Source organism: Acidovorax sp. AC410 (assembly GCF_979253235.1).
Genome location: NZ_CEEDCG010000001.1, coordinates 4,222,362 through 4,241,860, shown reverse-complemented (window position 1 = coordinate 4,241,860; position 19,499 = coordinate 4,222,362). Strand labels below are relative to the sequence as shown.

The 19,499-nt window shown below is 66.8% G+C and carries 21 protein-coding genes; 10 read left to right on the top strand and 11 right to left on the bottom strand.

What is annotated here, in order from left to right:
- Positions 1-8: 8 nt before the first annotated feature.
- From AC0IZS_RS19690 to AC0IZS_RS19670, 5 genes are all read right to left on the bottom strand, one after another.
- Positions 9-974: a glutathione S-transferase family protein gene (locus tag AC0IZS_RS19690; protein WP_471637158.1), complete on the bottom strand. Its 966-nt coding sequence runs from the start codon at positions 972-974 to the stop codon at positions 9-11.
- A gap of 98 nt (positions 975-1,072) precedes the next feature.
- Entirely contained in the window at positions 1,073-2,056 is a 984-nt protein-coding gene (locus AC0IZS_RS19685; protein WP_471637157.1) for a Bug family tripartite tricarboxylate transporter substrate binding protein, read from the bottom strand.
- Entirely contained in the window at positions 2,049-3,122 is a 1,074-nt protein-coding gene (locus AC0IZS_RS19680; RefSeq protein WP_471637156.1) for an amidohydrolase family protein, read from the bottom strand. The genes AC0IZS_RS19685 and AC0IZS_RS19680 overlap by 8 nt, the downstream gene beginning before the upstream one ends.
- Positions 3,123-3,249: 127 nt before the next feature.
- Entirely contained in the window at positions 3,250-3,783 is a 534-nt protein-coding gene (locus AC0IZS_RS19675) for a MarR family winged helix-turn-helix transcriptional regulator (RefSeq protein ID WP_471637155.1), read from the bottom strand.
- Between the two features lie 423 nt (positions 3,784-4,206).
- Positions 4,207-4,590, bottom strand: coding sequence for a DUF3060 domain-containing protein (locus AC0IZS_RS19670; protein ID WP_471637154.1), 384 nt, complete (start codon positions 4,588-4,590; stop codon positions 4,207-4,209).
- Positions 4,591-4,798: 208 nt separating this feature from the next.
- Between AC0IZS_RS19670 and AC0IZS_RS19665 the strand changes: the two genes are divergently transcribed.
- Both AC0IZS_RS19665 and AC0IZS_RS19660 read left to right on the top strand, forming a co-directional pair.
- Positions 4,799-5,476: a response regulator transcription factor gene (locus AC0IZS_RS19665; RefSeq protein WP_471637153.1), complete on the top strand. Its 678-nt coding sequence runs from the start codon at positions 4,799-4,801 to the stop codon at positions 5,474-5,476.
- Complete coding sequence (locus AC0IZS_RS19660; protein WP_471637152.1) at positions 5,473-7,008, top strand: ATP-binding protein; 1,536 nt, start codon at positions 5,473-5,475, stop codon at positions 7,006-7,008. Before AC0IZS_RS19665 ends, AC0IZS_RS19660 begins: the two co-directional genes overlap by 4 nt.
- Here AC0IZS_RS19660 and AC0IZS_RS19655 read toward each other — a convergent pair.
- Both AC0IZS_RS19655 and AC0IZS_RS19650 read right to left on the bottom strand, forming a co-directional pair.
- Positions 6,975-7,286 carry a cupin domain-containing protein gene (locus AC0IZS_RS19655; RefSeq protein ID WP_471637151.1) on the bottom strand — a complete coding sequence of 104 codons (312 nt, stop codon included), beginning with the start codon at positions 7,284-7,286 and terminating at the stop codon, positions 6,975-6,977. The genes AC0IZS_RS19660 and AC0IZS_RS19655 overlap by 34 nt on opposite strands.
- A 58-nt stretch (positions 7,287-7,344) precedes the next feature.
- On the bottom strand, positions 7,345-8,235 hold the full coding sequence (locus tag AC0IZS_RS19650) for a helix-turn-helix transcriptional regulator (protein WP_471637150.1): 891 nt from the start codon (positions 8,233-8,235) through the stop codon (positions 7,345-7,347).
- Positions 8,236-8,355: 120 nt separating this feature from the next.
- Here AC0IZS_RS19650 and AC0IZS_RS19645 point away from each other — a divergent pair, with 120 nt between their 5' ends.
- From AC0IZS_RS19645 to AC0IZS_RS19635, 3 genes are all read left to right on the top strand, one after another.
- Positions 8,356-9,240: an SDR family oxidoreductase gene (locus AC0IZS_RS19645; RefSeq protein ID WP_471637149.1), complete on the top strand. Its 885-nt coding sequence runs from the start codon at positions 8,356-8,358 to the stop codon at positions 9,238-9,240.
- 83 nt (positions 9,241-9,323) lie between these two features.
- Complete coding sequence (locus tag AC0IZS_RS19640) at positions 9,324-10,178, top strand: alpha/beta hydrolase (protein WP_471637148.1); 855 nt, start codon at positions 9,324-9,326, stop codon at positions 10,176-10,178.
- Positions 10,179-10,185: 7 nt separating this feature from the next.
- The gene (locus AC0IZS_RS19635) at positions 10,186-10,701 is read left to right on the top strand and encodes a GNAT family N-acetyltransferase (RefSeq protein WP_471637147.1); all 516 of its coding nucleotides are present in this window, start codon (positions 10,186-10,188) and stop codon (positions 10,699-10,701) included.
- A gap of 10 nt (positions 10,702-10,711) precedes the next feature.
- Here the strand turns inward: AC0IZS_RS19635 and AC0IZS_RS19630 are convergent, their stop codons facing one another.
- On the bottom strand, positions 10,712-12,202 hold the full coding sequence (locus AC0IZS_RS19630; protein WP_471637146.1) for a M20 family peptidase: 1,491 nt from the start codon (positions 12,200-12,202) through the stop codon (positions 10,712-10,714).
- A 107-nt stretch (positions 12,203-12,309) separates the two neighbouring features.
- Here AC0IZS_RS19630 and AC0IZS_RS19625 point away from each other — a divergent pair, with 107 nt between their 5' ends.
- Entirely contained in the window at positions 12,310-13,251 is a 942-nt protein-coding gene (locus AC0IZS_RS19625; RefSeq protein ID WP_471637145.1) for a LysR family transcriptional regulator, read from the top strand.
- A 32-nt stretch (positions 13,252-13,283) separates the two neighbouring features.
- The gene (locus tag AC0IZS_RS19620; RefSeq protein ID WP_057263932.1) at positions 13,284-13,712 is read left to right on the top strand and encodes a GNAT family N-acetyltransferase; all 429 of its coding nucleotides are present in this window, start codon (positions 13,284-13,286) and stop codon (positions 13,710-13,712) included.
- Between the two features lie 9 nt (positions 13,713-13,721).
- Here the strand turns inward: AC0IZS_RS19620 and AC0IZS_RS19615 are convergent, their stop codons facing one another.
- On the bottom strand, positions 13,722-14,771 hold the full coding sequence (locus AC0IZS_RS19615) for a serine hydrolase domain-containing protein (RefSeq protein WP_471637144.1): 1,050 nt from the start codon (positions 14,769-14,771) through the stop codon (positions 13,722-13,724).
- A 16-nt stretch (positions 14,772-14,787) separates the two neighbouring features.
- Positions 14,788-15,627 (bottom strand): prolipoprotein diacylglyceryl transferase, encoded by an 840-nt coding sequence (gene lgt, locus AC0IZS_RS19610; protein WP_471637143.1) that lies wholly within the window; start codon positions 15,625-15,627, stop codon positions 14,788-14,790.
- A gap of 91 nt (positions 15,628-15,718) precedes the next feature.
- On the opposite strand from lgt, the gene AC0IZS_RS19605 reads away from it, so the two are divergent.
- Together AC0IZS_RS19605 and bfr are read left to right on the top strand one after the other, a co-directional pair.
- Positions 15,719-16,174, top strand: coding sequence for a DUF4304 domain-containing protein (locus AC0IZS_RS19605; RefSeq protein ID WP_471637142.1), 456 nt, complete (start codon positions 15,719-15,721; stop codon positions 16,172-16,174).
- Between the two features lie 141 nt (positions 16,175-16,315).
- Positions 16,316-16,786 carry a bacterioferritin gene (gene bfr, locus AC0IZS_RS19600; RefSeq protein ID WP_471637141.1) on the top strand — a complete coding sequence of 157 codons (471 nt, stop codon included), beginning with the start codon at positions 16,316-16,318 and terminating at the stop codon, positions 16,784-16,786.
- Between the two features lie 92 nt (positions 16,787-16,878).
- On the opposite strand, the gene AC0IZS_RS19595 is transcribed toward bfr, so the two are convergent.
- On the bottom strand, positions 16,879-18,186 hold the full coding sequence (locus AC0IZS_RS19595; RefSeq protein ID WP_471637140.1) for a hypothetical protein: 1,308 nt from the start codon (positions 18,184-18,186) through the stop codon (positions 16,879-16,881).
- 237 nt (positions 18,187-18,423) lie between these two features.
- On the opposite strand from AC0IZS_RS19595, the gene AC0IZS_RS19590 reads away from it, so the two are divergent.
- The gene (locus tag AC0IZS_RS19590) at positions 18,424-19,458 is read left to right on the top strand and encodes a GlxA family transcriptional regulator (protein ID WP_471637139.1); all 1,035 of its coding nucleotides are present in this window, start codon (positions 18,424-18,426) and stop codon (positions 19,456-19,458) included.
- Positions 19,459-19,499: the final 41 nt, after the last annotated feature.

Here is a 19,499-nt window from a genome sequence, read left to right as displayed (position 1 = left end):
CGCCTTGCCTAGTGGATAGCACCAGGCCAGTCGATCACAGCCGAACGGATGGCGCCCGCTCCTTCGCAGCGCTGTACGTAGTCGTCCAGGTGCGGGCGCAAGCCGGCCGCCCAGAACCTGTCTGCGCCCAGGTTCTTCATGCGCAACAGTTCAATTGCCCAGAAGAGATCGGCCATGGAGACTTCATTGCCGAACAGCCACCCGTTGCTGCGTCCGGCGAGCCTCTGGTTCAGCAGATCGCACGCGGCTTCTGCCCTCTCGTAGGCAGCGAGCATGGCTTCCGGCGAAAAGAGCTGTTCGGCAGCGCTCAGCTCTTTTGCACGCTTGGCCTGGTATCCGCGTTGCAGCATCTTGTCGTCGGGGAAATCGGCCAGATAGCGATCACAGCGCGCGACCTTGTTCAAGGCGAAATTCACGCCCGTCCCTGCCCGGGGAGAGGCTCCATAGCGATGCGCGTCCGGCGTGCGTCCCACGAGCATCTGGTAGTTCGGAAGACCGTCGACGAGGTCCAACTCCTTGTCGATCGCCTGCACAAAACCCCCAGGTCGCAGCTTCAAGGTCCGTTCAGACAGGTCATCCAGGTAGATGCAGATGCGCTTTGAATCGATGACGACCGTGCCCGCCGACCAGTCCACCAGGGTTGGAACAACGGCAGGGTCACAGCCGCCCGTCGTGACCGCGGTGCTGCCCGTATGCAGCGAGGCGAGTGGCAATCCTTCCAGATCGCACGCGAGCATGCGCAGCCGCACATAGTCAGGCAGGTAGGTCTCGCCGGCGACGATGCTCATGGCATGCGATGTATAGGCCATATCGTGGTGCGCCAGCACCGCGCGAACCTTCTGCGAGCAGATCGAGTTCGGAGCGTGGAACAGCTCGAAACGGGCCCTGGAACCTGAGGTTCGGCCGATCAACTCGGGGGGCGTAGACAACTGGGCACGTGCGCTGGCGACGGCTGTTTCCAGATCGATGGTCATAGTAGTGGTTTCGGTTGAATGGCGCCCCGGCGGCAAGCTGCCGCCCTGGCGGGCGCGGGAAAGAAGTCGTGGAGCGTTGCTTCGCCCCGCAATGCGGATCAGTCGGCCTTGATGCCGGTCTTGGACACCACCTGGGCCCAGCGCTCTACATCCTGCCGCACTTGCTCGGTGAGGTCGGCAGGCGAACTGGTGGACACGAGCAATCCCTGGGCCTGCAGGGCCTCTTGCGAAGCCTTCTGCGAGAGGGCCTCTGACATCGCCGAGTTGATCTTCGCCAGGGTGGACGGCGGTGTTGCCAGAGGCGCAAACAGCCCGAACCAGTTGGTGTGCGACAGCTCGGGGTATCCGGCCTCGCGGAAGGTGGGTATGGAAGGCGCCACGGCCACACGCTTGTCATCGGCCACGGCAAGCAGCCTGAGCTTGCCAGCGGTGACGTGCGGCATTGCCACCTGCAGCGACATCACGCCCACCTGAACATGCCCGCCGACCAGATCCGTTACAGCGCCGGCCATGCCCTTGTAGGGCACATGCAGCAGATTGGTTCCGGTGGATTGCTTGAACAGCTCCATCAGCACATGGTGCGGAGAGGCACTTCCAGGCGTCGCGTAGGTCAAGCGTCCCGGCTGACTCTTCGCCTGCGCCACCAGCTCGGCAACGGAAGAGGCCTGCACAGAAGGGTTCACCACCAGCGCCATGGAGCCGACAGCGGCCCTGCCCACTGCTGCCAGGTCCTTGTGCGGCGTGACAGGAACCTTGGGGTAGAGGCTTGGCGTCATCGTCATGGAGTCCGCAGCCATCAGCAGCGTATGTCCATCGGCAGCAGCCTTGGCAACAAAGGTCAAGGCGATGGTCCCACTTGCGCCCGGCTTGTTGTCCACGATGACCGGCTGGCCCAGCCTGCGTGACATGAGGGGTGCGATGGAACGCGCAAGGATGTCTGCGCCACTGCCCGGAGTGTAGGGAACCACGATAGTGATGGCCTGGGTCGGGTAGGCCACGACCTGCGCGTGGACGCTGCACAAGCCCAGTGCGAGCCATGCCAAGGCCGCCGCACCCAGTTGCACGCGAAGCCGTTCAAGCATGGTCCAGCTCCTTGTGGGCATTTTTCGCGGTCACGGAAGGTGTGTCTGCGAGGTTCAGCAGTCGCGCTGAATTGCCGTAGAAAATGTTGCGCATGGTGGCCATCGGCAAGTCGAGCTGCTCGATGGCGGCAATGCCATCGCGGATGAATCCGACGCCGCCCTCGGGATCAAACGGGCAGTCGCTGGCGAACACCACTTTCTCCTCACCAAAGAACTCCAGACCGCAGCGGATTGCTGCAGGTGAGCCACCCACGGCCGTGTCGCCATAGAACCGCCGGAAGAAGTCGACCGGGCGGCCGCCCAGCATGTCCTTGATGTAGCTCAGGTCCTCGTCGGCCGAGCGCGATCCGATCTGGTCCCACAGCGAGCCGATCCGCCCCTCAAAGAATGGAATCATCGCGCCCAGGTGGTGGGTGATGATCTTCAATGTTGGCAGGCGCTTGAGGACGCCCGAGAAGACCAGCCGCGCCATGGCGACGCTGGTCTCGTACGGCCACCCGAGAACTTGCCAGATCTCGAATTTGGATTTTTCCTCTCCTGGGTAGTCGGCAGGACGGCTGCCGCGGTGCGGGTGCATCCAGATCGGGACGTCCAGCTCGACCGCCTTTTCAAAGAGCGGAAAGAACCGGGGATCATCCAACGGCACGCCCTGGATATTGGTGTCGATCTGCACGCCACCAGCGCCCAGGTCGTACACGACACGCTCGAACTCCCTGAGCGCGGCCGGGATGTTGTTCAAGGGCAAGCTGGCGACAAACGCCGGGAAATGCTTGCCGTGTTTGTCCACGATGTGGGCCAAGCCGTCGTTCCCCACGCGCGCCAGCTCTGGTGCGTCCTCAGGACTGCACACGCTGTCGGCCGAAGGCTGCGAGAGGGTCAAGACCTGCGCATAGTCTGGCCAACGGCGCATCATGTCCATCCGGAGATCGACGTCGAACAGCATCGGAATGGAAGTCAACCGCTTGGCCAGGTCGCGGTTGGTGGTTCGGCGGATCACCTGCTCCATGTACTCGGGCGGCAGGAAGTGGGTGAATGCGTCCAGGATCGGACCGTCATACGTGGACATGGAAGCTCCTCGCCCCTTGGGCAACGGCGCGGCAGCACCAATGCCACCGCAAGAAAATAGTAGCTTAAGCTACCTTTTTTCCGACGGTGCTGGTGAAAACCCGAAGCTCCAGTCTTGGCTTCGCCCCTTATCCAGGCGTTGGCCCCTTGCCTGCATCTGCGTCCTTTCGGTCACGCATGCGGCGGGCTACGGTCAATTTGCGCCCCGAGGACGCCAGGTTGGGATGGCTATTGAGCACGTTCTGATAGAGCGCCTGCAGGGTTTTGCGCATGCTGTCCACATCCTGCTGAGAAATACCCTCTAGCCAGCTCGCTTCAAGCGCTCTGGCTTGAGGCATGACCCCACGCACCAACGCTCGCCCGTCCACAGTGATGGAGACGCGCGTAGAACGCTTGTCTTCCTCTGACGTGAAGCGATGCACCAGCCCTCGCTCCTGGGCATGCAAGACAATCCGAGATAGATAGGACAGCTCGGTTCCCGCGTGCGCGGCCAGTTCGCTGAGTGTCTGATCGTTGCGATCAGTGAGTGCCGTCAGCACGCGCCACTCTGGAAGGCTGATCGACTCCCTCTTCAGGATATCGGCGAAGGTGGCCGACACGATGTCCGCCGACCGGTTCAGCAAATATCCCAGTGACTGGTCCAGTCGGTAAGGCTCGTTCAAGTCAACCTGCGATGTGTTCCTACTGACCATACGTTGCTCTGCGGTTCTGATGATGGAAAGCCGAGTCTAGTGGCCGGCCGTCCTGAGGACTGCAGTCGAAGACGTGCAGCGGCGAAACCACCCGGGAGACGGCCATCACGCAACGCTGAACGCAGAACGTAGCATGTCGGGACTTGGCCGGGCTGGCTCTACGTGGTTCCCATCGTTCGGACATTGGGGCGCGCAAACCAAAAATGAAGACGCTGACGTGCAACCAAAGCCGACCCGGCGATTGCCCCAACCTCTGCAGCGCAGGTTTCTGCCTCGTAACCGAGCATGGCAAAAGGTCGCGATCCGAAGAACCTGTCAGAGGCGGGGCGCGTGGAACTGCATTGCATACTGCCACAACATGCCGTGAGCTGGCGCCTCCGGCCGTCGCCCGCTTCAGCGCTCGATCACATCGTTGTTGTTGCCGTGGCGCGTGACCGGTGGCTTCTGGCCCTTGGGCACATAGACGGTGTTGCCGCTGCCATCGAGCTCGATGCGCTCGACCGTGGCGGTCTCGAGCACGAAGATGCGGTTGTTGACGCCCGCCACGATGACGCGCCCCACGGTGTTCCCGGCGGCCACCGTCACATCATTGCGGGCGCCGGTCACCTCCAGGTCGTAGCGGCCGGTCTTGTTGATCGTCTTGTCCATGCTGATACCGTCCACCGTGACGACATGCCCCTCGTCAGAGCTTCCGCCGCAGGCGGACAGCAGGGATATGAACAAGGCGCATGCCAGATGGCGCAGCGGGAAAGGGGTGATTGCGTAGTGCAGGTTCATGCGGGAAACCCGGGAGTGAAGAAAAGAAGCCCGCAGTGTGCAAAGCGGTGCATGAAGCCCGCATGAAGCCGTGGCCGCCACCGGGCCTCGAACATGAAGCCCCGATGAACACCGCCTGCGCAAAAAGCCCGTACAGACCCGTGCGGCTTCTAGAATCGCCGCAGACCACAGACCCCCTCTCCAGCCCGTTTCGCACCACCGACATCGCATGGCCAGCATCCTCCTCGTGGAAGACGACCTCCCCCTGGGCAATTCACTGCAGCGCGTGCTCACCGTGGCGGGCCACCATGTGGTGTGGCTGCGCACCAGCGCAGATGCACGCCGCTTTCTGCAAGAGCAGAGCTTCGCCCTGCTGCTGCTGGACATCGGCCTGCCCGGCGAGACCGGACTGGAGCTGCTGGCCTGGCTGCGCGAGCAGGGGCAGTCCACGCCGGTGATGCTGCTGACCGCCCGCGACAGCGTGGGCGAGCGCGTACAGGGGCTGGACGCCGGGGCGGATGACTACCTGGGCAAGCCTTTTGCGATCGAAGAGCTGCTGTCGCGCGTGCGGGCGCTGCTGCGGCGCCATAGCGGGCAGACCAGCAGCGTCTGGCAGATCGGGCCGCTGAGCATCCACACCGCGCGGCGCAGGGTGCAGTTGCATGGCCAGGATGTGCATCTTTCCGCCCGCGAATACGACATCCTGCGCGCCCTGGCGGAAGACCCTGGCCGCGTGCTCACGCGCACCCAGATCGAGGCCAGCTCCAGCCCTGCGGACACGCTGGACAGCAATGCCACCGACGTGCATGTCTACAAGCTGCGGCGCAAGCTGGGCAACCACCTGATCAGCACGGTGCGCGGGGTCGGCTACGTGCTGGAGGCCCCCGCCGCCGCCCCGGCAGCATGAGCCTTGCAGCGACCACCGCGCCACACGGCGCCCGCCCGCCCTCGCTGATCCGGCGCCTGATCGCATGGCAGGCGCTGGCCCTGGTGGTGGCCTGGCTGACCCTGGCATCCGTGATGACATGGGTTGCAATGGAGCGCAGCCCCGAAGACATTGACATCCGTTTGCAGGAAACTGCGCGCATCCTGGCCGAAGCCGCCAGCGGCCCGCCAGAGACCCTGCCGGAGCGCATGCGAACCGCCCAGGAGGCCCTCGCGCGCCTCACGGGCCGCGATCTGCTGGGCACCGCCGGACTGACACACTACCAGGTGCTGGACGCCCAGGGCCAGGTGCTCTACCGCAGCAGCGGCAATGGCGGCAAAGAGGTGCCGTGGCCGGGGGTGGCAACGGTCCTCCCGCGCGCCGAGAGCACTCTCCTCGCCCCCCTGCCGGACAACCGCCCGCAGTGGTACCTGCGCATTCAACCGTCCAGCGATGCGAGCGTGCTGGTGCAGGTGGCCGAGCCCGGCGCGCTGCGCCTGGGCGCACTGCTGCCGGTGCTGTGGCTGGTGCTCAAGAGCCAGATGGGCGTTTTCCTGTGGCACGGACTGGTGGTATGGATCACCGTGCGCAGCGGGCTGGCACCGCTGCGGCAGCTGGCGCAGCGCATCTCGCGCCGCCGCGCGGGTGATCTGGCCTCGGTACAGGTGGACAGGCTCTACGCCGAAACCGCGCCCGTGATCAACGAGCTCAACGCCCTGCTCGCCCACGAAGCGCAGCGCCTGGAGGCAGAGCGCCGCTTCCTGGCCGATGCCGCGCACGAGTTGCGCACCCCCTTGGCTGCCGTCAACGCCCAGGCACACCAGTTGCTCACGGAGCCCGACCCCGCCGCGCGCGGCCAGGCCGCACAGGCGCTGCAGCAGGGCATATCGCGGGCCTCGCACCTGCTCACACAATTGCTGACCCTGGCCCGAGCCGATGCCGCAGCAACGCCCAGTGTCCCCATGGCCCACGAGGCGCTGGACGTGGCCGACCTGCTGCGCACCCGCGTCGCACTGCTGGTGCCGCTGGCGCGGGCGCGGCGCATCGAGTTGGCATTGAATGCCCCCGAGCGGCTGGACGCGCAGTTGGACCGCGAAGGCCTGTGCTCCCTCGTTGACAACCTCGTGGACAACGCCATCCGCTACGGCGTGCCCGGCGGCCACGTGGAAGTGACCCTGGGCACCCAGGACCTGATTGCAGAGGGTGCCATCGGCGTTGCACCGGAAGAACCGCTCGTTCTGCAGGTGCAGGACGATGGTCCTGGCATTGCACCCGAGCACCGTACACAGGTCTGGGAGCGCTTCTACCGCGTCCCCGGCACGAGCGAGGCAGGCACTGGCCTGGGCCTGGCCATCGTGCGCCGCGTAGCACAGCGCATGGGCGGCACCCTTGGGTTTACCGAAGGGCTGGCTGGGCGCGGCGTGGGCCTGCGCTGCGTACTGCCTCGGCATCCCGTGCAGGCAACACCAACCCTGGCGCCTCAATCCCCCGCATTGCGCCGCGCCACCCAATAGGTCGCCCCCTGCGCCCCATAGCGCTCCGCATGCGGCTCATTGCGGTACAGCGTGAAGGTATCGCCGGGCAGCAGGTGGCGCTCGGGGCCATCGCAGGTGAGCCACATCTCGCCCTGCACCACGATGGCGCTCACGCCGAAGTCGTGGCGGTGCTCGGGCACCACCTGGCCAGGCGCCCACTCGCGCACCAGCACCTCATCGAAGCCATCGGCCAGAGACCGGGCCTGGAACTGCTCGAAGCTCGCGTGAACGGGTGGGTTGGCGGGCGGGGTGGTCATCTGGCTCGTCTCCTGATGGGGGTGGTGGGACTGGCTGGGTGAACGGTTCAGAAGCGGGCTATGCCGGCGCTGACTGGCGGGGCCGCTTCGCGGCCGGCAGGGCAGCAACCGCCCTGGTGCCCTCGCCCGCCGCGATCAGCGCCTTCACCCGCGCCAGGTCGCGCGGCGTGGCCGGGGTGTAGACCACCATGCCCAGGTCGGGCCGGCCATCGACGGCAAAGGCCGAGTACTCCAGGTCAATGGGGCCGGCCACCGGATGCACCACGTGCTTGGGATGCTCGCCGTAGCTGCTCTGCACATCGTTGCCGCGCCACAGGGCGCGGAACTCGGGGTCGAGCGCGCACAGTTCGTCCACCATGGGCTGCACATGGGCGGCGGCGCCGGCGCGCGCCACGTCGGCGCGGAAGGCGCCGACGACGAAGCGCGAATCGCGTGCCCAGTTGGGCATCTTGCGGCGCAACTCCGTACTGCCGAAGACCACGCGCAGAATATTGCGCTGTCCGGCAGGCAGCGCGCCGTAGTTGGTCAGCACGCGGGTGGAGGCATGGTTCCAGGCGACCACGTCCCAGGTGGAGGTTTTAACATAGGCCGGGCTGGTTTCGAGCGAGTCGAGCACGCGCTGCAAGCGGGGCGTCACGCCCTCGGTGTCCTGAAAGCGCACTTCCGGCGGGCGGCCCAGGGCGAGCAGAAAGACATATTCGCACTCGGCCTCGGTGAGCATCAGCGCCCGCGCGATGCGCGCCAGCACATCGGCCGATGGTGCCCCTCCCCGCCCCTGCTCCAGCCAGGTGTACCAGGTGGCGCTGACGTGGGCGCGCTGCGCCACCTCTTCGCGGCGCAGGCCCGGCGTGCGCCGGCGCGCGAGCGGAAAGCCCAGCGCCGCGGCGTCCATGCGCGTGCGGCGGTCGCGCAGGTAGTCGCCCAGCGCGTTGTCCTTGGTGTCCGGCATCGAGAGGGGGTCCTTCCTGTTATCGCCTATACCCGTATAAGAACACTACTTTACCCGGATAAGCCGCGTGGTGACACTGCCGTCCTTTCCTCTCTTCTTTTGACCAGCAAGGACATCACCATGCGAGTATTCGTGACCGGCGCGACCGGTTTCGTCGGAACGGCCGTCGTCAACGAGCTGATCGATGCCGGCCACAGCGTGCTGGGCCTGGCCCGCTCGGACGAAGGCGCTGAGCGCCTGGCCGCCGTGGGCGCCGAGGTACACCGCGGCTCCCTCGACGACCTCCCCAGCCTGCGCCGCGGCGTCGCCCATGCCGACGGCGTGATCCACACGGCGTTCAACCACGACTTTTCCACCTATGCAGCCAACTGCGAGGCCGACCGGCAGGTCATCGCCACGCTGGGCGCAGAGCTCGCGGGCAGCGACCGGCCTTTGCTCGTGACCACCGGCATGACGCTGCTGGGCACAGGCGGCGTGGGCACCGAGGAGGATGCGCCCGTTCCCAGCAGCGCGGGCGTGCCGCGCAGCGCCTCGGAGGAGGCTGCCGCGGCCCTGGCGCAGCAGGGTGTGCATGCCTGCGTGGTGCGCCTGCCGCAGGTACACGACCCGTTCAAGCAGGGGCTCATCACCTACCTGATCGCGCTGGCGCGCGAAAAAGGCGTCGTGGCCTATCTGGACGAGGGCGCCAACCGCTGGCCCGCCGTGCATGTGCTCGATGCCGCCTGCCTGTACCGGCTGGTGCTGGAGCAAGGCGTGCGCGGTGCCCGCTACCACGCGGTGGGCGAGCAGGGCGTGGCCCTCAGGGCGATTGCCGAATCCATCGGCCGCGGCCTGAAGCTGCCCGTGGTCTCGGTGCCGGCCAGCGGCGCACAGCAGCATTTCGGGTGGCTGGCCCGCTTTGCCGGCATGCACAGCCCGGCCTCCAGCGCGCTCACGCAGCAGCGCCTGGGCTGGCGCCCGGTGGAGACCACGCTGATCGCGGACCTGGACCTGGCGCGGTTCTGAGCCGGGCGGGGCATCCGTGCGGCGGGATGCCAGCGCATTTCTGCAACCCTCCCTACAATGGCCCGACAGGAGGAGCCCCCCGCATGCCAGGAAGAACGCACCCGAACATCCCCATGGGCCGGCGCAGCGCGCTGATCACTTTGGCCGCAGCCGCCGCGCTGAGCGCATGCGGAGGCGGTGGTGGCGACGACACCCCACCACCGGCCCCGGCCGAAACGGTGGGGCAGGTCATCAATTCGTCGCTCCGATCCGAATCGGTCGGCTCCACCTATGCCATCCAGGTGTTCCTGCCACAGTCGTACGCCACGGGGACCAACGCGCTGCCGGTGATCTACGCGACCGAAGGCGATGCCCCGTATGGCGTGGCTTCGTTCAGCAACACGGCCATCTCGCGTTTCGACACCTTCAAGCAGGTGATGCAACGCCGAGGCACTCAGGCCATCCTGGTCGGCATCGGCGGTACGGCCCAGCGGGGCAACGACTTCCTGCTGCCTGGCGCTACCAGGTACCTGAATTTCATCACCAAGGAACTCGCCCCGACCATCGAGCGCCAGTACCGTGCGGATCCCAAGCGCCGGGCGCTGTCGGGCCTGTCGCATGGCGGTTATTTCGTTGTCGCGGCGCTGGTGCTGGAGGGCCAGGCCGGTGCGCCAAGCTTCTCGCACTACCTCTCGACCGAATCCAGCGTGGGTGCCCACGGGGACGTGGCGAGCTTCCTCGCATTCGAAAAGCAGCTCGATGGCAAACCCCTGCCCGCCACGCTGTTCCTAACGGGTGCGAGCGCCGGCAACACAGTGCTCATCGGCAATCCGCTGTATGCGCAGATGGCCGCACAAACCAATCCGGGGCTGACGCTGCTCCGGGCGGAATACAACACCACCCACGTCGGCGCCGACCTTCCGGCCTTCGAAGATGCGCTCCAGCGCTTCTTCCCCTGACCGCTGCATGGGCCCTGCCCCAGCGCTGCACATCGCATTCGCAGACAGTCCGCATGCATCGCTGATCGACCTGTTTTGCGAGCTCAATGCCTACTACGCCGATGCTGGCGTGGCCGCTGCCCCGCGCGAAGCCGTGCATGCGCATCTGCGCGACCACCTGCTCGCGCCCGGCTCGACTCTGCATCTGGTGGTGGCCGGCGATGCGGCGGGCAAGGCCCTGGGCTTTGCAGCCATCGTTTTCCTGCACTCGCTGGTGGACCCCAGCCCCGGGCACCGGCTGCAGTGCATGGTCAAGGAGTTGTTCGTCAGCGCGAGCGCCCGAGGCCAGGGCACAGGCCGCGCGCTGATGGCCTGGGTGGCCCGTTACGCGGCCAGCGCAGGCTGCGGCCGCATGGATTGGAATGTGAAGGAGTCCAACACCAGCGGCATCGCCTTCTACGACAGCCTGGGCGCGGTGCGCGTGGCCGATCGGCTGAGCTACCGGCTCACGCGCGAAGCCATGGACCAGTTGGCCTGCCCCTGAAAAGGTCGAATCAGGGCTTGGCGCCCGCCTGGCTGACCTGCCCGATCAGGCGGTGGTAAAAGCGGATCGCGTCCGCGTAGTTGGCAATCTCCAGGCGCTCGTTGGTGCCATGAAAGCGCTTGAGGTCCTCGGAGTTCGCGCGCACCGGCGAGAACTTGAAGATGTGGTCGCTGACGGCGCCGTAGTGCTGCGAGTCGGTGCCCGCCACCATCAGGCCCGGGGCCACCAGCACGTCGGGAAAGATCTCGCGGATGGTCTGGTTGAGCAGGCGGTACTGGGTGGAATCGGTGGGTGCGACCTTGGAGGCGTCCACCGCGCCGGGAAGCGGGCTCAGCTCGTATTGCGCCGTGGGCGCGCTGATCTTGCTGCGCATGTGCTCCATCACCTGCTCCTTGCTGTCGCCAGGCAGCAGGCGGAAGTTGACCGTGGCCTCGGCGCGGCCGGGCACCACGTTGTCGCGGTTGCCGGCGTTCACGATGGTCAGCGCCGTGGTGGTGCGCAGCATGGCGTTGGTACTCGAAGCCCCTTCGAGCTGCTTTTGCACCACGGGGCGGAACAGCCACAGGTTGGACAGCACCACACGGTTCACGCCGCCCATCTCGGGCGCCAGCGTATCGAACAGCTCGCCCGCCACGCCGCGGATGCCGCCGGGCATCTGCTCCTCGTCCAGGCGCTTGAGCGCGTCGCTCATCATGGCGATGGCGCTGCTGCCCTTGTGCGGCGGCATGGACGAATGGCCGGGCGTGCCCGACATCTTCATCACCACCGACATGTAGCCCTTCTCGGCCACGCCGATGACGGCGGCCGGCTTGGACAGCCCGGGCATCACGCCGTCCAGGATCAAGAGGCCTTCGTCGATCACGAAATCCAGGCGCACCTTGCGCTCCTGCAGCAGCGCGGCGATCTTGGCCGCGCCGCGCAGGCCTCCCACTTCCTCGTCAGCCCCGAAGGCCAGGTAGATGGTGCGCTGGGGCACAAAACCGCTGGCCAGCAGCATCTCCACCGCTTCGAGCTGGCTCATGAGGTTGCCCTTGTCGTCCCAGGAGCCGCGGCCCCAGACGAAGCCGCCCTGGATGGCACCCGAGTACGGGGGCTGCTCCCAGTCGCCCTCGGTGCCCGGGGCCACGGGCACCACGTCCTGGTGGGCCATCAGCATCACCGGGGCGGCATTGGCATCGCTGCCGGGCCAGGTGTAGAGCAGGCTCAAATCGCCCACCACCTCACGCTTGAGCTTGGCATGTACCAGCGGAAAGCGCTGCTGCAGCAAGGCGTGGAACTGCAGGAACTGGCCGGCGCTGAGGTTGGCATCGTCGCGCGAGGACTCGGTGCGCAGGCGCACTGCTTCGGCCAGGCGGCCGGCCACGGCGGCATCGTCCACCGGCAGTTTGGCAATCGGCGCCACCTCCAGCTGGCGCGAGCCTTTGCGCGCTGTGTTGACGCCCAGGGCCACAGCCAGCAGCAACACCAGGGCCAGCAGCCCCAGCAGGAATTTCTTGATCATGTCGGTCGCGTCTTTCTCTTCAGGTAGGGAGCATTGAAAGCCATCCTAAGTCGGTAACGAAATTTTCGTCCAATGCATAATTCAAGTCGTTTCGTTCGATTTTTCGCATGAGCACCACCATCGCCCAGTTGCGCCACTTCATTGCCCTGGCCGACAGCGGCAGCTTCACCCGCGCGGCCGACAGCACGCGGCGCTCGCAGGCCGCCTTCAGCCGCAGCATCGCCATGCTGGAGGCCCACCTGGGCGCTGCACTGGTCGAGCGCAGCGGCCAGCGCAATGCGCTCACGCCCATCGGCCGCACCGTGCTCGAACACGCGCGCCAGGTGGTGGCCCAGGCCGACGAGCTGCACCAGGTGGTGCGCCACCATGTCAGCGGCGAAGCGGGCTCCGTGCGCCTGGGGATGACTGCCACGCCCCATGCCCTGCTGGGCCGCCGCCTGCTGCACATGGCGGCCGGGCAAGCAGGCCACATGCGCCTGCAGCTGAGCGGCGGACCCCAGGCGCAACAGATACAGGCCCTGCGCGACCGCGCGCTGGATGCGCTGGTGATGGACCTGCGCTCCCTCCCCGGTGCCCACGCCGACCTGGAAGTGCACACACTGGCCGAGTTGCCCACCGGGGTTCTGGTGCGGCCCGGCCACCCCCTGGCGCAGCGGCACCCCGTGCGATTTGCCGACCTCACGGAATTTGCCGTGGCCTGCACCGGCATGAGCGCGGCCATGGGACGGCTGCTGGTGCAGCGCCTGGGCCTGCAGGCCCACCCCGACACATTGATCACCCTGGGCAGCGAATCGGTGGCCGACCTGCTGGACGTGGTCAGCCACACGGATGCCGTCTACCTGGGCATCGTGGCTCCGGCTGCCCCTTTGCTGGCACAGGGCCGATTGGTTGCGCTGGACATACCGACGCAAGGGCTGCAATCGCACATCGCCTGGGTGCAGCGCGTGGCGCGCGCGCCCAACCCGGTGCTGGACGGCATACGCGGGCAGGTGCAGGCCTGGCTGGGGGAGGCAGGTTCCATAGAGCAAGCGGCCGAACTGCCGGCATAATCGCCGCCCCATTCAGCCCGCCCCCTGCATCCATGGCCTATTCCTACACCTTCGCCCCACCCTCCCCCGAAGACCTGCAGGCGGGAACCCTTGGAAAGCACATGCGCGAATTCAACTACCGCACCGTGGGCGAATACCCGCAGGTGCAGCCGGTGCGGCTGGACGTGCGCGATCTCCACGGCCGGCTGGTGGCAGGCATCCGCTCCTATGTGTTCGTCTACTGGCTGCAGACCGATGTGCTGTGGGTGGCCGAGGACCAGCGCGGCCAGGGCCTGGGCGCACGCCTGCTGGGCATGGCCGAAGCCCAGGGCAAGGCACTGGGTGCAAAAAACGCCAAGCTCGAAACCTTCGAGTGGCAGGCACGGGCTTTTTACCTCAAGCAGGGCTACGCCGAGTACGCGCGCATCGACGACTATATCCAGGGCCAGTACCTGGCGCTGATGCGCAAGCCGCTGGCCTGAGCCAAAGCGCTATCCCAACAGGGAAGACCTGAACACCGGGTGCTCCACCGGCAGCACCCGCTGCGCCAGCGGCACGGCCAGGGCCATGCCCCGGTCGCTGTTGGTCAGCAGCACGAAGCCGTCGCCCGAGCCGGGCGAGACCATGGCGAAGTTGCGAAAGCCCGGGTTGTTGCCCCACTGCCAGAGCATGGGGCCGGCCGGCGTGCGCTCGATGCCCCAGCCGTAGCCCCATTCCAGCCCCAGCGCCTTGTCGGCCACCACGGGGGCGGACAAGGCCAGCGCCAGCAGCCGCTCATCGGCCACGAAAGCGGCCAACAGGCGCGCGAAGTCGCCCGCCGTGGTGTACAGCGATGCGGCGGCCACGGCCAGGTTCCAGCGCATGCCGCCGGCGCCGCCATGGGCATGCACGGCCCGGCCTTCATAGGTGGCTTTCCAGACCAGGCTGGAATCGCGCATGCCCAGCGGCGCAAAGACCTGCGCGTCCATCCACGGTGCGATGGGCACGCCGGTGACGGCCTCCATCACGGTCTGCAGCAGCACATAGCCTTCCCCCGAATAGCGCCAGCGCTGGCCGGGGTCAAAGCCCGGCACCAGCGCACCGCTGGTCCAGTTGGGCAGGCCCGAGGTGTGGTTGAGCAAGGCGGCCACCGGGATGCGGGCCAGCGTGCTGGCGGGCACGGTGTCGCTGGCGTCGCCCGAGGCGCGCCGCAGCACATGCTGGTAGTGCAGATAGCCTTGCGGCAGGTAGTGCGAGACGGGCGCTTGCAAGTCCAGCTGCCCGGCCAGCACCAGGCGCAGCGCGGCATAAGCGACGACGGGCTTGGTCAGCGAAGCGGCCTGGAACACCGCGTCGGGTGCCGCACCACAGGTTCCTGCCACCACGGTCTCCTGCACGCGGCCCGCCTGCAGCGTGGCATACGCCGCCGCGCACACGCCCAGGCTGGAAGCCACTTCGGCCACCGGCTGGTTTCGGTAGCGCATGAAGTCCGTGGCACACGATGCCAGCAGCGGCGATGCCGCAGCGCTGGCCAGGAGGAGCTGGCGGCGGGTGACGGACATCGGCGTCCGGCGTAGCTCAGGACTTGGATGTGGTGAGCGCAGGCGTGCCGCCCTCGCGCCTGGCGGCCCACAGCCACATCGCAATGCCGGCCACGACCATGGGCACGCACAGCCACTGGCCCATGCTCATGCCCAGCGAGAGGATGCCCAGGTGCGCATCGGGCTCGCGGAAATACTCGGCAATGAAGCGGAAGGCACCGTAGCCAATCAAAAAGGCGGCGGCCACCTGGCCCTCACGGCGCTCGCGCCGCGCGTACAGCCACAGCAGCACGAACAGCAGCAGCCCCTCCAGCAGGAACTGGTAGACCTGCGAGGGGTGGCGCGGCAGCATCGAGCCGCTTTGCGGGAACACCATGCCCCAGGGCAGGTCGGGGCTGGCAAAGCGGCCCCAGAGTTCGCCGTTGATGAAGTTGCCGACGCGGCCTGCCGCCAGGCCCGTGGGCACGCAGGGCGCCACGAAGTCGGCCACCTGCAGCCAGGGGCGCTTGCGCGAGTGGGCAAACCACAGCATGGAGACGATCACGCCCAGCAGCCCGCCATGGAAGGCCATGCCGCCCTGCCACACGTAGAAGATCTCCAGCGGGTGGCTCAGGTAATAGCCGGGCTTGTAGAACAGGCAGTAGCCCACCCGCCCGCCGATCACCACGCCCGCCACGCCCAGGAAGAGGATGTCCTCCACGTCCTTGCGCGTCCACGCGCCCGGCCCGGTGATGGAGGCGAACGGCTGGTGCCGCAGCCGCGCGATGCCCAGCAGCATGAACAGCCCGAAGGCCGCCAGGTAGGTCAGGCCATACCAGTGGATGGCCAGCGGGCCCACTTGCAGGGCGATGGGATCGATTTGGGGGTAGGTCAGCATTTGGGCGGTATTGTGCCCGGCCCGGTGCAAGCCCCCATGAAAGCCCTGATGCAGGGTGGGCCAGGGGGCTTCTCGCCGCTACCATGCGCACATGGACACCCCCCGCGACTTCAAGGCCGAGTTCAAGCAGTTGCTGCGCCACACCATCGCGCCGACGCTCAAGGCCGCAGGTTTCGAGGCAAAGGGGCAGCAAAGCTTTCGGCGGCCCTTGGGCGAGGTCTTCCAGTACCTGACCTGCGAGGGCAGCCGAAGCAACGGCGAGGATTCGTTCGGGTTCGCCGGCAACCTGTCGTTCCAGCGCCTGGCCCCGGCAACGCAGGCAGACTTCTGGTGCGACGACCCTGCCATGTGGATCGCGGGCGGGCGCATGGGCTACCTCACCCATGGCCTGGACCACTGGTACCGCCTGGAAATGCACAGCACGCAGGACCTTGCAGCGCTGGTCGCGCACGATCTCACGCAGATCGTGCTGCCACGCCTGGCGGCGGCAGCCACGGCCAGCGAAGCCCGCGCGCTGGTCGAGTACCGCGCCCCCATCCGGCGTTGACAAGGGGCACAGGGCAACCTCTCGGCCCTTCAATGAGAACGCGTCTGATGCCGGTACGCATGCAGAGCGCACAGTGGGGGACATTCCGCCCAAACGCCTTCGTCCGCGCGATACTCCCTTCCAGAATTCAAGGATAAAAACATGCAGGGAAACCCACAAGTCATCGACTACTTCAAGGATCTGCTGCGCGGCGAACTGGCCGCGCGCGACCAGTATTTCGCGCACTCGCGCATTTACGAAGACCAGGGCTTCATCGAGCTCTACACCCGCCTGGACCACGAGATGCAGGAAGAAACCCAGCACGCCGACGCGCTGCTGCGCCGCATCCTCTTCCTGGGTGGCCGCCCCGACATGCGGCCCAAGGAGTTCACGCCCGGCGAAACCGTGCCCGAGATGCTGCGCAAGGACCTGGCCACCGAGTACGAAGTGCGCGCCGCCCTGCAAAACGGCATGGCCCTGTGTGAAAGCGTGGGCGACTACGTGAGCCGCGACCTGCTGCTGGCCCAGCTGCGCGACACCGAGGAAGACCACGCCTACTGGCTGGAAAAGCAGATCGGCCTGATCGACAAGATTGGTCTGCAGAACTACCTGCAGTCGCAAACCTCCACCTGAGCGAGCCCCCACGGAACTCGCGCGCCCGGCGCCGGGTGCAGGCAAGGAGGACGCCCGTACATCCGGTCCCACCGGCCAGTTCTGGCGTCCACTCAATGCAGGCGCGGGCCCTCTTCGTCGTAGTAGTGCCGCGCCTCGTCCCACTCAGGCGCTGGTGGCGCAAAAAGCAGATCCCGGTCACCGGTATCCTGAAGTCCAGGGGCGTCTGCCGGCTCCAGCATCCCCGCCATTTCCTGGGCAAAACTGCGCAGCGCAATGAACTCGCAGGAGATGCGTTGAAAGATGACCTCACTGACGCGGTAGGACCCCGGCCCAGAGTCCTCGGGGTCGTTGGAAATCTGCAGCGCCGTCACCCCGTCCATCAAGGCAATGGCATGCACCCCGAGCGATGCGAAGTGGGACACCAGTACCTTCAAGTCGATGCAGACAAAGAGCTGAAAGGCCCCCTGCATGAACAGCACGGCATTTTCAGCAGTCATTGACAGGGTGAACGGCTGCATCGGCACCCAGGCCATTTCGGGCGCCACCTGTATCGACATCAGCGACTTCGATACCATGCCCTTGAGCGCACGCAGGCAACCCGGGTTGCCCTGGTAGTGGTCCGTGCGGATTGCCACGTAGCGCAGGCCCTCTTCCGGAAAGACCTGCGCGATACCCGATTGCATGGCCTGCTGCACACAGGTATTCAGGTGCTCTGCATGGGCTGTCGCGTGGTGGATTTCCGGCGGCGGCGTATTGCGTGCGCCGTGAAATTCCGCCGGACCAGCGCCTGCCAGAAGCTGCATGGTGCGCCGCAGTTCCTCGTCCAGGAGCTTTTCTGGGCGACCGCGTTGCACGAACGATTTCAGCTCCACGGGCTGCGGTTCACTGCCCGCCAGAACACAGATATCGCCTTGCCCCACCATGTTCGTCACATCGGCCAGGACAACGGGGATGCCCATGCCGGTGCCCAGCCTCAGGGCCCGGTACCGCCTGCGAAACGTTTCCTGCCGGGAGATGAGTCCCGCGCGTTCCTTGCCCTGGGTTCGCTGCGCAAAGTAGAAGTACCGGTGGCGTTGGGGCGGATGGTAGGTCGCCGCAATGCCATCGCCAAAGCAGCGGTACAGAAAGCGCAGATGTTCCAGCGCGTCACAGCGGTCCTGGATTTTCAGGACCAGCTCTTTCGTCTCGCGCGCCTTCTCTCCGATCAGCCGCTCTCTCACCAGGCGCTGCTTGAGGCGGAGCCTGGCGTCCTGCAGGCGGCTGTGGCTCAGCTCCGATCTGGCGATGCGGCGGATGAGCAGTTTCTGGAGTTCGAGGACCAGGCCCACCCGCCCCGGGTCACCCTGGATGGTGCCCAGCAGTTGCGCGGCTTTCAGGAAGCACGCCATCTCTCGGGGAAACCGCAAGGGAAAAGGCATTCACAGTCTCCTCAAGGCGTGCAATGGACCAGCTCAGGCCGGGGTGCGGGCCCCGCTTGCCGGCCCCATCTGTGGGCAGGATAGCGCCTGTGTGGCAGCGATGACCAGCAAATTATGGATTTTTGACAATCCACCGTGGGCAGCGGCAATCGGCGCCTGCGGTGCCGCGCCTGTGCAAAATCGCGTCCCGCGGCGTGTGGCCAGATCTGTGGGCCCATTGTCCTTGCAGCCACCCGCATGAAGGGCGACACTCGCGGCATGCCCTACCCCACCCGCACCATTGCCTGCCTGGTCTATCCCGGCGTGATGAGCCTGGACGTGATCGGCCCCATGCAGGTCTTCGGCTCGGCCAACGCCGAGCGCAGCGGCCATGGCCTGCCGCCGGCGTATGCGCTGCACCTGCTGGCCGAGGTGCCGGGGCCCGTCACCACCTCGGCCGGCTTTGCGCTGGTGGCCGATGGCAGCTGGGCCGATACCGACCCTGCGGGCCTGGACACCGTGCTGGTGGCAGGCGGCGATGGCGTGGCCGACCAGTTGGGCCACACCGCCATGCAGCAGTGGCTGCGCCGTGCCGCGCCCCAGGTGCGCCGCCTGGGCTCGGTCTGCTCGGGCGCCCTGCTGCTGGCCCAGGCCGGCCTGCTCGACGGCCTGCGCGCCACCACCCACTGGTGCCGCATGGACAGCATGCGCCAGGACTACCCCGCCGTGCAGGTAGACGAGGACTGCCTGCACACCTACGATGCGGCCCACCCCGTGTACGGCCATGTCTTCACCTCGGCCGGCGTCACGGCCGGCATCGACCTGGCCCTGGCGCTGGTGGAGGCGGACCTCGGCCGGCCCATGGCCCTGGCCGTGGCGCGGCGGCTGGTGATGTTCATGCGCCGCCCGGGCGGGCAGGCGCAGTTCAGCGCCCTGCTGGCACCCGAGACCCGGCATGCGCCCCGGCTGGCGGCCCTGCTTGAATGGATTCCCTCGCAACTGGGCGGCGACCTGTCGCTCGATGCCCTGGCCGGGCAGGCCTGCATGCCGCCGCGCACGCTCACCCGCGTGTTCCAGCGCGAGCTGGGCACCACGCCGGGCCGCTACGTGGAGCGCGTGCGGGTGGAGGCCGCCTCCACCCTGCTCGCGCAGGCCCAGGCATCGGTTTCCACCGTGGCCCGGCTGTGCGGCTTCGAGCACCCCGAGAACCTGCGCCGCAGTTTTCACAAGCACCGCGCCGTGAGCCCGCAGGCGTATGCGCAGCGCTTTGGTGCCGGCGCACTTCTGGACTGACCACTTTTCCTCCGCGCCAGATACGGCGCACCACCGAAAGC